The sequence below is a fragment of the Pontibacter ruber genome (assembly GCF_023630205.1).
Taxonomy (GTDB): Bacteria; Bacteroidota; Bacteroidia; order Cytophagales; family Hymenobacteraceae; genus Pontibacter; species Pontibacter ruber.
The window spans coordinates 1,082,546-1,097,001 of the sequence record NZ_JALPRR010000002.1 but is presented as its reverse complement, the minus strand read 5'-3'; the positions used below and the strand labels follow the sequence as shown (position 1 = coordinate 1,097,001).

The 14,456-nt window shown below is 47.0% G+C and carries 12 protein-coding genes; 6 read left to right on the top strand and 6 right to left on the bottom strand.

The annotated features are described in order from the left end of the window. The first annotated feature begins 325 nt into the window (after positions 1–325). Together MJ611_RS11530 and MJ611_RS11525 are read left to right on the top strand one after the other, a co-directional pair. Positions 326–1,105: an XRE family transcriptional regulator gene (locus tag MJ611_RS11530; RefSeq protein WP_250429941.1), complete on the top strand. Its 780-nt coding sequence runs from the start codon at positions 326–328 to the stop codon at positions 1,103–1,105. A gap of 177 nt (positions 1,106–1,282) precedes the next feature. Further along, complete coding sequence (locus MJ611_RS11525) at positions 1,283–2,002, top strand: pirin family protein (RefSeq protein ID WP_250429940.1); 720 nt, start codon at positions 1,283–1,285, stop codon at positions 2,000–2,002. 113 nt (positions 2,003–2,115) lie between these two features. On the opposite strand, the gene MJ611_RS11520 is transcribed toward MJ611_RS11525, so the two are convergent. Continuing rightward, complete coding sequence (locus MJ611_RS11520) at positions 2,116–3,963, bottom strand: M2 family metallopeptidase (protein WP_250429938.1); 1,848 nt, start codon at positions 3,961–3,963, stop codon at positions 2,116–2,118. A 565-nt stretch (positions 3,964–4,528) separates the two neighbouring features. Here MJ611_RS11520 and MJ611_RS11515 point away from each other — a divergent pair. Then, positions 4,529–5,422: a hypothetical protein gene (locus MJ611_RS11515; protein ID WP_250429936.1), complete on the top strand. Its 894-nt coding sequence runs from the start codon at positions 4,529–4,531 to the stop codon at positions 5,420–5,422. Positions 5,423–5,557: 135 nt separating this feature from the next. Here the strand turns inward: MJ611_RS11515 and rmuC are convergent, their stop codons facing one another. The 3 genes from rmuC to MJ611_RS11500 all read right to left on the bottom strand — a co-directional run bounded on the left by rmuC (position 5,558) and on the right by MJ611_RS11500 (position 8,989). Continuing rightward, complete coding sequence (rmuC, locus tag MJ611_RS11510; protein ID WP_250429935.1) at positions 5,558–6,895, bottom strand: DNA recombination protein RmuC; 1,338 nt, start codon at positions 6,893–6,895, stop codon at positions 5,558–5,560. 252 nt (positions 6,896–7,147) lie between these two features. After that, on the bottom strand, positions 7,148–8,527 hold the full coding sequence (locus tag MJ611_RS11505) for a DEAD/DEAH box helicase (RefSeq protein ID WP_250429934.1): 1,380 nt from the start codon (positions 8,525–8,527) through the stop codon (positions 7,148–7,150). Positions 8,528–8,776: 249 nt separating this feature from the next. After that, positions 8,777–8,989, bottom strand: a complete 213-nt coding sequence (locus tag MJ611_RS11500) for a YgaP family membrane protein (protein ID WP_250429933.1) — start codon at positions 8,987–8,989, stop codon at positions 8,777–8,779. A 582-nt stretch (positions 8,990–9,571) separates the two neighbouring features. On the opposite strand from MJ611_RS11500, the gene MJ611_RS11495 reads away from it, so the two are divergent. Next, positions 9,572–10,459: an AraC family transcriptional regulator gene (locus MJ611_RS11495; protein WP_250429932.1), complete on the top strand. Its 888-nt coding sequence runs from the start codon at positions 9,572–9,574 to the stop codon at positions 10,457–10,459. Between the two features lie 40 nt (positions 10,460–10,499). Next, on the top strand, positions 10,500–11,477 hold the full coding sequence (locus tag MJ611_RS11490) for a DMT family transporter (protein ID WP_250429931.1): 978 nt from the start codon (positions 10,500–10,502) through the stop codon (positions 11,475–11,477). Between the two features lie 210 nt (positions 11,478–11,687). Here the strand turns inward: MJ611_RS11490 and MJ611_RS11485 are convergent, their stop codons facing one another. Beyond that, positions 11,688–12,482: an SDR family NAD(P)-dependent oxidoreductase gene (locus MJ611_RS11485; protein WP_250429930.1), complete on the bottom strand. Its 795-nt coding sequence runs from the start codon at positions 12,480–12,482 to the stop codon at positions 11,688–11,690. Between the two features lie 438 nt (positions 12,483–12,920). Here MJ611_RS11485 and MJ611_RS11480 point away from each other — a divergent pair, with 438 nt between their 5' ends. Further along, complete coding sequence (locus MJ611_RS11480) at positions 12,921–13,436, top strand: DUF2062 domain-containing protein (protein WP_262921642.1); 516 nt, start codon at positions 12,921–12,923, stop codon at positions 13,434–13,436. A gap of 128 nt (positions 13,437–13,564) precedes the next feature. Here the strand turns inward: MJ611_RS11480 and MJ611_RS11475 are convergent, their stop codons facing one another. After that, complete coding sequence (locus MJ611_RS11475; protein ID WP_250429928.1) at positions 13,565–14,422, bottom strand: OmpA/MotB family protein; 858 nt, start codon at positions 14,420–14,422, stop codon at positions 13,565–13,567. Positions 14,423–14,456: the final 34 nt, after the last annotated feature.

The window sequence follows — 14,456 nt, the reverse complement described above, 5'->3', positions numbered from 1 at the left end:
TGAACACATAGAGTGCCCTATAGACGCATTATTAGCGCATATTCTTTGTACACATATCTTGAGATGCTCCTCTAAATTTAATTTAATTTGTATCTATCTAGCAAATTAAATCCTCTGAAAAGAATACAATCTTTGAATATAACTATTTAAAGAAAGATAAATCTACTTTAACAATATTTAAGGAATATTACTGCAATAAAATGCTACAAATAAACTTTTGTTGCTAAAAAGATTAGTATATATTACATGTTTTTAGTATATTTACATCTAATCAGCTCATTTACAAGTATGAGCTAAAAACATAACTAATTTATTTGGCAAAGCAGTGGATATGGTAACTTCCAACATAAGGCATCTGCGAAAAAATGCAGGTTATACACAGGCACAATTGGCCGAAAAACTGGAGATAAAGCGTTCGCTGGTAGGCGCATACGAAGAGGGGAGAGCTGAGCCGAAGCTAAGTACGCTGGTAAATATTGCAAAGCTTTTTAATATATCACTGGATGAACTGATAACTGCAGATCTTTCCAGTTCAACAGGAAAATCTGTGGGATCGGCTGGTGCTACCGGAGGCAAGCTTCGGGTATTGGCCATTACAGTGGACGAGGATCAGAAAGAAAACATTGAGCTGGTGCCGCACAAAGCAAGTGCCGGTTACTTGAATGGTTATGCTGATCCGGAGTTTATAGAAGAACTACCCCGGTTCCGGCTTCCAATGCTCGGCAATAGCGGCACATTCCGCGCCTTTGAAATCAGTGGTGATTCCATGCTGCCAATTGCTTCGGGCACTGTCATAGTTGGCCGCTACATCGAAGACTGGAGCAGTATAAAAGATGGTACTCCCTGTATCATTGTAAGCCAGAAAGAGGGCGTGGTCTTCAAAAGGGTTTATAATAAGATACAGGAAGCATCTTCGCTGCGCCTGCATTCAGACAACCCGGTTTATGCGCCTTATGAACTGCACGTAGAAGACATCCTGGAGATATGGGAAGCAAAATCCTACATCAGCTCCACTTTCCCTATTGCAGATCTGTCGCTCGATAAACTCTCTTCCATCGTGCTGGACCTGCAGAAGGAAGTACAGAAACTGAAGAAAGTAGATTAATCATACTTCTGAATTAAAGAGGGATCCTGCTCAGCAATGTGCAGGATCTCTGCTTTTATACCCTCTACGCGGCCCACACAGCATGTTTCTTAACAAGTAAGCGGTTTATGCGTAAAGGCATAGCAGCAACATTATCCAAAGGAGATAACCTATCGCCAAACCTTTACCAGAAAGCGCATGATAAAACTTATAAACGCTTCCGAACGCCACGAAGCCCGTGTAGGAGACTGGCTGCAGTCAGCTTACCTGTTCTCTTTCGCCGATTACTACGACCCGTCTAATGTGCAGTTCGGTCCGCTACGTGTGTTCAATGATGACATTGTTTCGTCTCATTCAGGCTTTCCGCTGCACCCGCACGCCGACATGGAAATTGTGACCATTTTGCTGGACGGAGAGATGACCCACAAAGACAGTTTGGGTAACGAATCGAGGCTTGCTGCTGGCGAAGTACAGCGAATCACAGCCGGTACTGGCGTCACGCATTCCATCACCAACGAATCGGACAAGGAAGCACATTTACTGCAGTTGTGGTTTCTGCCGAACAAACGCGGTTTGGCACCCTCTTATGAACAGATGAAGGTGGACTTCCCGGATACTAAAAACAAACTCGTTCCGCTGGTAACCGGGCAAAAAGTGCTGGAAGATGTACTTTTCATGAACTCCAATTCTACGGTATACCACGCTACTCTGGGCCAGGGCGAGAATATAGATTTCCGTACGTTCAAGATCCGAAGATCTCTGATCTATGTGCTCGACGGAAGCTTGGTGATCAACAGCATTGAGGCAGACCGGCATGATCAGATACGTCTTGATGACCAGGAAGTAGTCTCAATCCATGCTACTTCTGCAGCATCCCTTATCCTTGTAGACGTGCCTGCGCTGGAAGTAAATTACTGAGGTATAATATGTAGCAACCACTTACTTAAAGTATAAACAAAAGGGGCGATATATACCATCGCCCCTTTTGTTTGCTTAAGCATTGCAGTATGAAGTATATTTAAAGCTTTCGTTTAGATCGTATACTTACGGCCTTTGTTTTGCTCCTTCAGGTAATCGATCAGCGGCTGGAAATAAGCTACCATGGCGCGTGCACTAAGCTCTTCTCCTGTTTTGTCTTTGAGCATCTTGCGCCAGTCAGCAGAGGCACCCGGGTACATGATGTCGCGGAGGAAATTTCCTACTTCCTTGTTGCCATAATAATTGGTCGCGTGCGGGTCCTGCTTCAGGATGTTTTTTGCGATGTGGTCGTGTAGTTGGAACAGGATCACGTACGACATAGCATAGTCATAGTACTGAGCCGGGTCATCGTTGATGTGCGTTTTGGTAGTGGCATCGGTGAACTGTTCACCACGCTCCGCTGGCGGCACAATACCCTGGTACTTCTTTACAAGTTCCCACCAACGCTTATTCAGCTGGTCTGCCGGAAGGTTTTTAGCATAAAAGTCGTGTTCCCACTCACTCATTACGCCCGCAGAAAAAGGTATAAAAGTTACGTAGCTTAAGGCCTCTTTCAGCAGGGTCTGTATCTCATCTGTCTTAGCATTCTTATCGATCAGGTTCAGGTTAGCCAGGAACGGTTTCTGCATGGCTGCAAGCCCCATTAAGCTGCCGATTCCCTCATGATAGGCGCGGTTTGCTCCACCACGAAGCAATACCGGCACATCCGGATTGGTGTATGTCATGTAATAATAGATATGGCCCAGCTCGTGATGGGTGGTCTCATACCATTCGGCATTTGGCTCAACGCTCATCAGGCAGCGCACATCATCCTCCAGGTTCATGTGCCAGGCAGAAGCGTGGTTATTCTTTTTATACTTGGCATTAGCCGGCAAAGGGTAGAGGCTTGATTTCTCGTAAAAAGAAGCTGGCAGATTCGGGAAGCCCAAGCTAACATAGAACCGCTCTGCCTGTTTTACCTGCCATTCTTCGCCCTTCGGCTTCAAAGCGGCGTCCAGGTCAAGGCCTTTTACTTCTACCATCGGGCTCCAGTCCTGGCCCCAGCGATTTGGCAGCCAGTGGGCAGGCAAGTAATCCGGCACCTGCTTTACGCCATACTTTTTAGCCAGCTCATAACGGGCGTACGTGTGCAGTTCACGGTAGAGCGGGCGAAGCTCCTCGTTTATCTTTTGCATCAGGCTCATCATTTCCTCCCGGCTCATGTCATAATCAGAAGCCTGGTAGCTGAAGTAATCATCGTAGCCAAGGCTTTGCACGGTCTTGTTGCGCAGATCGCGGAGGTTCAGGATGCCTTCGCGCAGGTTCTTACCTACTTCCTTGCTGGTTTGCCATGCCGCCAGACGCTTCTTCACATCCTTTTCATTCTTCAGGATGTTGTCGATGTCGTTGGTGGAGACGGACTTGCCGTTTAGTTTGTAGTCGTAGCCGTATAGCTTTTCAGTTTGCTCCGTTTCAGCTTTGATGCGCGCTTTAACTACATCGGGCACTGTTTGCGGGTTGTTGGCGGCTGCATAAAGTATAGCTTCCAGTTGCTTAACCTGCAGGTCATCCAGCTGGTTTTTCTGTTCCATAAATGTACGCGCCTGCTGAATGTTTTCCGTGCTACCCGTGAAAGCAGCCAGTGCTTCGTTAGCCCTACGTGTGGCCGCTGCATTTGTGGCATCGCCTTCCACAATGTGGGTGTTGGAGCGCCACTCTGCCTCTGCCGAAGCTGTATAAAGCTGCTGGAATTGCTTTGAATAGTTATCGATAAACGTTTGGGCCTGTTGCTTTAGATCAGGAGCCTCAGGTGCTTGCGTTTGGGTAGTGGTGCTTGTTGTGTCTGTGGTGGAGGTGGTTTTCTGAGTAGAGCAGGAAAGCAGTATGGCTGCAGTCATGCCGGTAACAAATATTCTTTTCATGCTTTGAGTTGGTCTGTTAGAATGTTTACGGGTGATTTACCTCTTGTTAAGCTTAAGCTGAATTAACCATCTTTTAACGAAGTATACAAGAAATGTTTCCAAGTGATTAAGTTACCTGAAATGACAGCTCTGCAAAATGTAATTAATGGAAGCGCACTCACTAAGAAATTTGTCATAACATTGGTTATTCGTATTCTATTGTGATATAAGTTCCCTCTGCTTTTTATCTACTAACCCTGTGTTTTACCTGAGAATGAGACAATCCTAGAAATATCAGGGACGTCCTGTCATCTATTTATCTTATAATAAATAAATATTTTAATATAACTGTATCTTTATATTTAATACTCCGTATATTTGTGTAATTCTTTTAAAGAATACCACTTTACAGGTGTTAAGTAGACTCCCTTTCCCTTCTTTCACATAAACTTAAAGACAGTTTCACTTGAATAGGATGCTACAAATGTGCTCTGGCAGCACATCTTGCATGTTTCTCAACTCTTTTATTTCATGGGCTTTTTTTATCTAACTTCTTATAACCCAACTATTATAATCTAACATTACAATGAAAAAATTTTATCGTAATTCATCTTTTATTGCGGCTCTTGTAGCCTCTATGTTCGTACTTGGCAGCTGCGAAAAAGAACTGGATGACAATGCTTTGACAGCAAGCGCAGTAAGTGAAGCCTCTAAAGCTGCTGCCGAAACGGCCCAGTCCATCATGTTGGACATTGCAGTAAATGCCCCTGTTATTGAAGCAGACGGAACCTGGCATTTCGACAATGTTACGGCTGATACTTATTTTACAGGGGGTACTCCACAACTTAGAAATGCTGCTGCACAAAGCCAGAAATGTACTTTCTATAACGGAGGTGTTCTGGAAGCAAAAAGTTATGGCAAAGTAACAGTTACACCTGTTGGCGACGGAACTGTTGCTCCAAAAACTGCCTGGTCGTATACGACAACTGGTGGTGCTTCTACTTCTGACGTAACTGTAGATATTACGATTGCTGGTCAGTCGGTAGTGGTGAATAAAGGCAACGCCAAATACTCCTTCACTTTACTGGATAGTGAGGGCAATCCCCGCATCAGCGACCTGAAAGTACAGGTTACCGGACAGGAAGATGTGATCAATCCTGCTTTTGGTGTTGTTGTGGGTGATGAAACCAACAATTGCCTGGCAGATGTATTTTACACAGCAAACGCTGGTACTTTCGGCCGTGCCACCAGTTCATTGTTGACTGACATGACGATGGGTGAAATCATTGCTAAAAACGCTTACAGCAGCACTTCTGCCTGCGGTAACGCCTCTGTTGCGAAGGTTGATCAATTACATTACAACCTGGGTGCTGGTACTTATACTGTTACAGTTAGTGGTATTGTAAAAGGCAATGCAGGCATGGCTTCTACTCCGTTCGAGGTTACAAGAACTGTTTCTGTTGGTAGCGACTGCAACTAATGTAAGAAGTCTTTCGAAACCTGTTCATTAACTATAAAAGTTGAGGCGCCCTTCTGAGAGGGGCGCCTCTTTTTTACCCAAGCTCAAAGTGCTGACAATCTTTTATACTTATAGATTTTAATGGGAGCCTTTTGATCAGGTATTTGATTCAGCAATCTGGCCGGTAACCTGCGCTTCCTGCAGGAGGTTATCATCAATGTTCTTACTGGTTTTGGCCCCCAGCTCTTTCAGAATCTCCACCCGGCGGATCAGGTTGCCTTTGCCATCCGTAAGTTTGTTCATGGCAGCGTTGTAAGAACTCTGGCTGTTTTCCAGGTGCTTGCCTATTGTTTTAAGGTCTTCTACAAAACCCACAAACTTATCGTACAGCTTGCCACTTTCCTCGGCTATGCGGAGCACGTTCCGTTTCTGGTCTTCCTGTCGCCACACGCCTGCCACGGTGCGTAGTGTAGCCAGCAGGGTAGATGTGGTTACCAGCACAATGTTCTTATCAAAAGCATCGGTAAAGATGTCGCGATCGTGCTGCAGAGCCAGGTTAAAGGCAGGCTCAATCGGGATATACATCATCACGAAATCCGGGGAATTGATGCCGTTGAGGCGGTGGTAATTTTTACGCCCCAGATCGGTGAAGTGTGTTCGGATGGAGTTGATATGGCTGCGCAGGTATACTTCCAGCTGGCTATCGTCCTCGCAGCTGCAATAAGCTTCGTAGGCCACCAGAGAAAGCTTAGAGTCGATCACCAGGTGCTTGCCTTCGGGCAGACGAATGATGACATCCGGGCGGTATACTTGTCGCTCATCGTTGAGCAGCACTTCTTCCCGCTCAAAATGCACGCCTTTTCGGAGGCCTGATTTTTCGAGCAGGCTTTCGAGCAGGTATTCGCCCCAGTTGCCCTGTGTTTTGCTTTCGCCCTTCAATGCTTTGGTCAGGTTCAGGGCATCCTGGCTCATTTGCTGGTTCAGGGAGGCAAGCTGCGTGATCTGCTCTTTCAGTGATACGCTTTCTTTTAAAGTCTTTTCATAGGTTTGATCAACCTTTGCTTCAAACTCGCGGATGCGCTCTTTTAAGGGAGAAAGGATTTGCTCCAGGTTTTCGGCAGAAGCTTTTTTGAAGTGCTCGGCATTGGATACCAGTACCTGGTTGGATACACTCTGGAACTGCTGCAGGAACTTCTCACGGAGTTGTTCCAGCTCCAGCTTCTGCTCATCCAGGCGCTGCTTCAGGTGATAATGATCGGTCTCAACTTTCGTGAGCTCAGCATGCAGATCGATCACCTTTGCGTTTTCCTGCTTCAGGCTTTCCTTTACAATATGTAGTTCATTAAGTTTGTCCTGCAGCTGCCCTTGTAGCACCCCCTGCGCAACAGCAGCCTGGTTGGCTGTGTGCTGCAACGCATTCATCTTCGATCTGGATGCCAGTAAGGCAATTACTATCCCAGCCAGAAAGGCGGCTATCGCTACGATTATCTCCATAGGGTAAAGGTATACTTTTTTAGTATTTACCGCTACTGTTTTGCTAATAAAATTAGTTTTAGCAGACTAACCTCGTTATACTTTGGTTCGATGATTATGGCGGAAGTATATTGCTTTACTTCGTATTTAATAACCATTGGAGGGCGTTTCTAAAACAGCAATTAGCAGAAACTATACTTACGAATACAAGTATAAATCCCTCAATAGTAGAGAGGCTATAATTCTTATAATCAAGTATACCTTTACCCCGGTCTATCTTACCAGGGTTACTTTATACTTGCGGCCTTTGATTTTGCCATTGCTCAACTTACCGGCCAGTACATTAGCTTGGTCGCCTGGTACAGCTACAAAACTTTGGCGGTCCTGCACCTCTATCTTCCCGATCTCATTCGCTTTCAGGCCACCCTCTGCAATCAGTGCACCCACAATGTCGCGCGGGCTTAGTTTATCTTTGCGACCGGCATTGATGTGCAGGGTAGCAAAAGCCGTAGCAGCTGGCTGTGTTTTCTGTACCTGTTGATTTTTGAGGCGATCTGCCGGCAGCCATTCATCGATCTGCGTTTGTTTCCAGTCACGGAACTGCCGTTCGTCTTGCGTAGAGATCAACGTATAAACGGTGCCACTTTTACCTGCACGTCCCGTGCGTCCGCTCCGATGCAGGAAGGCTGCTTCGTTGTCGGGAAGCTCGTATTGAATTATGGTGGCTAGGTTTGCTATATCGAGGCCACGAGCTGCCAGGTCTGAAGCTACCAGCACGTTGGTAGTGCCGTTTCGGAAAAGCGTCATGGCTCTGTCCCGGTCCTGTTGCTCCATGCCGCCGTGCAAAGCCTTTGCCGCAACCTGCTGCGTTTGCAGGTAATCCGTCACATCATCGGCAGCTTTGCGCGTGTTCACAAACACCACAATACCGGGTTGTTGCAGGGTACGCAGCAGCCCCGAGAGTATTGCCTGCTTTTCCTGCTGCTCCACCTTTATACCAATCAGCTTCACCTGCCCGGGTATGGCATTGGCAGTGGCTTCTATAAATTGTGGTTCCTGGAGTGAATCAGCTATGAGTTCCTTTACCGGCTCGGGCATGGTAGCCGAGAAAAGTATCACCTGCCGCTTTTGGGGCAGTGCGTCTATGATTTGATCCAGTTCCTCCTGAAAGCCCATCTCCAGCAATTTGTCAGCCTCGTCGAGCACCAGCTGCTTTACTTGTCCTAAGGTGAGCGTTTTGCGGTTGAGGTGGTCAACGAGGCGGCCGGGCGTACCTACCAGCACCTGCGGGGGGAATGCCAGCGATGCGCGTTCCTGCGAAAAAGCGTGCCCTCCGTAAAAAGCGCTTATTTTGAGGTTGGGCAACTGCTGGGCGTATTGTTTTAGCTCATGCCTTACCTGCACCGCCAGTTCCCGTGTAGGCACCACCACAAGCGCCTGTATCTGCTGCAGGTCTGTGTTTATACTTTGCAGAACGGGAAGACCGTAAGCTGCTGTTTTACCGCTGCCGGTCTCGGCCTGGCCTGCAATATCGCTTCCGGCAAGTATAAACGGAATGGCAGCTTCCTGAATAGAAGTAGGGGTATGGTAATTCAGTTCCTGGAGGCGTTGCAACAGGGCAGGGCGGAGTTGCAGATCTTTAAATGTGGGCATGGTTGATAATGGTCAGTTACAAAGGTACGCAGATTTGCGTCTTAACCGTCCCATACCTTACATCTAAGTAAGCTAAGCACGGGAGCTACATCCCAGTTTTAAACCAAATCATTGATGTTCGTACTCCCAGGCTTATTTTATACTTATAAATGCATTCTATCTAAATGCAGCGGATGTTAACAAGGAAAGTATACCTGTTCGAGTTTAATTTTTTCCCTGTAAAGGCCCGTTCGCCTTTACAGGGAAAATTTATACAACATGCCTGTGTTTTCTTTCGCCAGGGATGGTGCTCAACCCAAAGAGGGCATACATAGGGCAGTAGGCAGTTATACTAGTCAACAAGAACATACCTGCAACAAGCAGCAGTACGATACCGAGGGTGCCGGTAACCATGCCAGTGATGTAGAGGATCAGAAAAATTACCGAGATAGTAGCTCGAATGACCCGGTCGGTTGTTCCCATGTTTTTTTTCATAATGGAATAAATAGATAGGTTGTAGAAACATGGCAAAGCATAAACCCCTGTAATAAGGGCAAGCGGGGAGGAAAAGCGCTGATAACTTTTAAGTTATCAGCATATTGGGTCATACGATAGAACATCAGGAGTTTACAAATAAGTCATCGTAAGCGCACAATTGTTGGTGCCCCTATTGGTATTTGAGCCAATAGTATACATTGGATAGTAAACCCACTTAGTTAAGTGGTAAGCAGCTACAAAACAGAAACATACTTATACTTTATTATCGTAATTATTTAAATCAAGAACCGCCCAATCTGTTCTTGTAATCTAGTCTGAAAAGGGATTGAGTTTACTTTAAGATGCCCTGGCTCGAAGTATAAATCTGCACTGAAAATGCTTTACTGTATTATAACCTACGTCCCTATCCGAAACATCATCAATGTAATTGAAGAACCCAGATTCAGTTAAGACTTCTAAAGAATGTATACTTATGCTTGTTCCAATCACAAGTATACATTCGATAACGGCTGCTTCGCTAGCTATAAGTTGAATTTACTTTATATTGCTTTGGCATAACCCATACAGATGAAAATACCTGGTGGCAACCAACTTCCTACCCAGGACCTGCTGAACCAGCAGCCGCTGAACATTGTGTCGCTGGAAGGTTACTCGAGCGAACTCTCTGAGGTGCCTCACCGGCACGACGCTTACATGCTGATGCTGGTGGAGGAGACCCGGGGAGGAGAAAACCTGATCGACTTCCGGCGCTACCCGCTGGTAGCAGACAGATTGTTCATGCTGCGCCCGGGGCAGGCCCACCAGCGGACGGCTAAGCAGGAGCGGGGCATACTTGTTTCCTTTTCCGAAGAGTTCCTGCAAACCACCGGTATCAGCGTGCAGGATGCCTTCGTGATCTTCAGTTCGGTGTACCAGCACCCCTATCTGGACCTGCACGACAAACTAAAGAGAACATTCCTGCAGTTGGTGGCACTTATGCAGCAGGAACTTCAGGAGCCCCAACCAAGTATGGCGATCCTTTCGCGCTACCTCTATATCCTGTTGCAGCACCTGCTTCGGGAGTGCTATTACCAGATCGAAAAGCTGACGCCCGCCCGCCACAGCGAACGCCTTTTTAAACTGAGCAGCCTGATCGAGAGCCATTACCGGGATCACCGAAGCATTTCTTTCTATGCTGACCTACTGGGTATTACCCCCAAGCACCTCAACAGTTTGTGCCGCCAGTACCTGCAAACCACCGTTGCCGACATGCAGCACGAACGCATACTTGTGGAAAGCAAGCGCCTCTTATACTTCAGCAGCCTGTCGGTAAAAGAGATTGCCTATACTTTAGGCTTTGAAGATGATTCGTATTTTGTTCGCTTTTTTAAGCGCATGACGGGAACAACGCCTGCTCAGTTGCGCCATAGTGGTTCCGAAAGTACCATTCATACAGGTGAACGTCCCGTGACCTGAACCTGACGAAGCTGTACTTTTACATAAATTTCGGATAGCTATGCAGAAGACGGATAATTTGAAAGCGATTGCCATTGGCTCCCTGGCCAGTGTGTTTTTCAGCTCTACCTATATTGTAAACAGCTTCCTGGCTGTAAATGGCGGTCATTGGGCCTGGACGGCCGGGATGCGCTCGTTCTTCCTGGTGCTGATGCTAGGGGCCATGTTACAGGTGAAGGGCCAGTTAAAACCACTTTTACAGGTGATGCAGCAGCACATCCGGACCTGGGTGCTGTGGGGAGGCATAGCATTTGGCGTTACTTATTTGTTCCTGACCTATGCGGCCTCTTTTGGTCCCGGCTGGCTGATTGCAGGCGTTTTTCAGTTCACGATCGTAGCCGGCATCCTGCTGTCGCCGTTCATTTACAAAGACCACCGTGCTAAGATCCCGATGCGGGCTTTGCTGCTATCTATAGTTATACTTGCCGGCATTGCCCTGATGCAGTGGAGCCAGAAAGGCGGCAGCTATACCTTGGAGCAACTCCTGCTTTGCGTGGTACTGGTGCTGGCAACAGCTTTTCTGTGGCCGCTGGCAAACCGCAAACTGATGCTGCATGTGGAGAAACATGGGTTTGAACTCAACGCCATGCAACGGGTAGCAGGCACTGCCATCGGCAGCATACCAGTACAGTTTCTGCTCATGGGGTACGGCTATTCGCAGGCAGGCCTGCCTGACCAGCAACAACTGCTCGGCATACTTACCATTGCTGTCAGTTCCGGAGTAATTGGTTGTATCCTGTTTTTCAAGGCCATGCATATTACCAGAGCCGACGGACACGGGCTGGCAGCTGTGGAGGCAACACAGGCAGTGGAGATCCTGATGACCATGATCGGGGAGGTGCTGCTACTTGGCATCGCCTGGCCTAACTGGATCGGTACACTGGGTATGCTTGTGGTAACAGGAGGACTTGTGTTGTACAGTATACCTGAACGGCAGCTTTCCTGGAGACGCATCAAATTGAAACAAAAACTAGTCTGAAAGAAATCAGGAATAAAAGCCTCATAACCCTGCTAAAAAGTTATGAGGCTTTTTTATACTTGCCTATGCTGGTCAGGAGGGTACTCTGTTTACCAAAGTATTGCAGTCCCCTGTTGTTTTACCTTTTACACAAACGACTTCCGCTGCCAGTCTAGTTTAAACCCATCAGTGAGTTTTCTGACGAACTGATGATTTATACTTCAGCCTGTACTACCTTACCCTGCTGCTATAGCCTCCATCTATAATAAACGTATGGCCTAGCAGGTAAGGGCTTTTGGTTGAGCACATCCACAGCACGGTATCTGCAAATTCGTCGGGGTAACCAACACGTCCCATTGGTATCATCTGCTCATACTGTTGCCTCACAGCAGAAAGCTTATTGGGGTCTCCTCCCGTCTGCATCTCCATGGCTTTAAGCAGCATCGGCGTATCAAAAGCACCCGGCACTATTACATCCACACTGATATTGGTCTTCACCAATTCCAGCGCAGCAGATTTTGACAAGGCAATCACACCTGCTTTGGAAGCCGCATACAAGGCGCCGTATTCCACCCCACCCAAACCGTTCACAGAAGATACGTTTACGATGTGCGTGTTGGCCTCGGGATCTTTCCCCATCAGTTCAATTTCATACTTCATGCAGAGCCACAAGCTTTTGAGATTGATATTAATGGTGCTGTCAAATTCAGCTTCGGTAAAGTCCGTTAGCGGTTTGCCTACACCGCTTTCAGCAGCAGCACAGTTTACCGCAATATCCAGGCGGTTAAAGCGTGCCTCTATTTGTTCAAACAGATACCGGACATCTGCTAGCTGCTCCAGGTTGGTTTGTATGTATTCGACCTCACCCCGGATAGCACTAAGTGCCTGCTGTGCTTTCTGCGGATTTCGGGAAGCAATCACAACGGTGGCACCACTTTCTGCAAAGGCCCTTGCTGTGGCAAACCCTAAGCCGGAGCTACCTCCGGTTACCAATACGATCTTATTTGAGAAGTCGAAATTTACCATAGCGCTACTGTTTGGCAGGTTAATGGAAAAAGTATGGCTTAAATTCAAAGGATGAAGCGGCTTCTATAACATGTACGTTCAGACTACCTGAAGGATTACAGATACTTAACCGCCATTGCACCCAAAAACCTACCATTGTTATATTTAGGTGGTTTACAATACATAATGATTATCACGTTAAATGTATACTAAAAGGCAAGCGAGTGTTCCGTATGCTTTCTGGTTGTGCCCTTGTTTTCATCTAAATATATATTTTATAAAACTCAAAACATAATTGATTTTGTCAGGTTACAATGGCGCTAAGCAGGTATTAAAAGAGGTAAGCTCCAGAGCAGTTTTTATTTAACAGCACATGCAACTGTTTCGCTTTGAGCGGCGTCTTGCTTAAAAAGCCTGCAGGTTATTTTTAATAATTTATACTTTCCTACCATCACGAAATTGTTTACCAGCGTTATCTCCGGATTTTTCAGGCGTAGAATTTTGCAGCCCATACTTAACCTGCTAAAACAGGGCATGACGCCCCATAAGCTGGCGGTGACAGTGGCGTTAGGTACAGTGGTAGGAGTAGTGCCCGCTCTGGGCGTGACCACGGTGATGGGCACGGCTCTTGCTGCCCGCTTCCGGTTGAACATTGCCGCCACCGTGCTGATCAGTTACCTGGTGCAACCGCTCCAGTTGATCTTATTAATCCCTTTTGTGAAGGCGGGAATCTATTTGCTGGGACTGAACGAACTAAAGCTCTCGCTCGATGAAATGATCTCCATGTTCCGGATGGACTGGCTGGAAGCACTGAATCAATTATGGTTCGCGAATCTGGCAGGTATACTGGTTTGGGCGCTACTGGCGCTGCCGGTCGGTGTGCTGCTTTATTACCTTTTATTACCGTTGCTGCATAAGGTGTTGCCTAAGCCGGATGCTGTTGCTGATGTACCGGCTGCTAAGGCTCAGGTATAATCCCTTTACCAGAAAAGTATGTAAAGTATAACCTTATACCGTATTGCGTAAAAATCTATCTATTAGCTATATAATCAGAAAAGCCAGCCTCTCAGGAAGCTGGCTTTTCTGTTTGATTTAAGTATAGTTTACGCTGACTCCAGTATCTGGAACAGCTCATCCAGTTTCGGCGTCAGGATAATTTCGGTACGGCGGTTCTTCTGGCGTGCTTCTTTGGTTCTGGCGTTATCCAGTGGCACGTAGAGGCTGCGGCCGGATGGCGTTACGCGCTCCGGCTGCACACCAGATTGCGTCAGGATACGGGTGATTTCGGTAGCACGGAGTACGCTCAGGTCCCAGTTGTCCTGCATGCCTACGGTGCCTTTCGCGATCGGAACATCATCGGTATGGCCTTCCACTACCACGTTCACGTCGTTCTGCTCTTTCAGTACAGCAGCCAGCTTCTTCAGCGCTTCCACACCTTTCGGGTCCACTTTAGTAGAGCCGGAATTAAAGAGCAATTGCTCAGCCAGCGACACGTATACTTTGCCGTTACGGATATTTACTGTCAGGTCTTTGTCGTTGAAGCCGAGCAGGGCATTGCTCACTTTAGAGCGCAGTGCGTTTACAGCACGGTCTTTTTCATCCAGGATACGCTGCAGTTCCTTCAGGCGATCTTCGCGTACTTTCAGGTCTGCGTTCAGCTTATCGATCTGGGTTTTGCTCAGGTTCAGGTTCTCGCCCAGGGCTTTTCCTTCTTTCAGTGCCTGCTGCAGGCTTTGCTCGTATTCTGCTTTCTGGCGTTCCAGCTCTGCACGTTCCTGCTCCAGTCTTGCTTTTTCTTCTTCCAGCGATTGCTTCTGTTGCTCCAGACCAGATTTATCTACCTCCAGCGCATTTTTACGGGCCAGCAAATCCTCGTATTTTTTCTTTGATACAACGCACGAAGAGAGTGCCATGGTACCTGCCAGCAGGTAGACTGATGCTTTAAATAGATTTTTTTTCATATATCCAATAAATACTGATTTCCAGTTACTATCA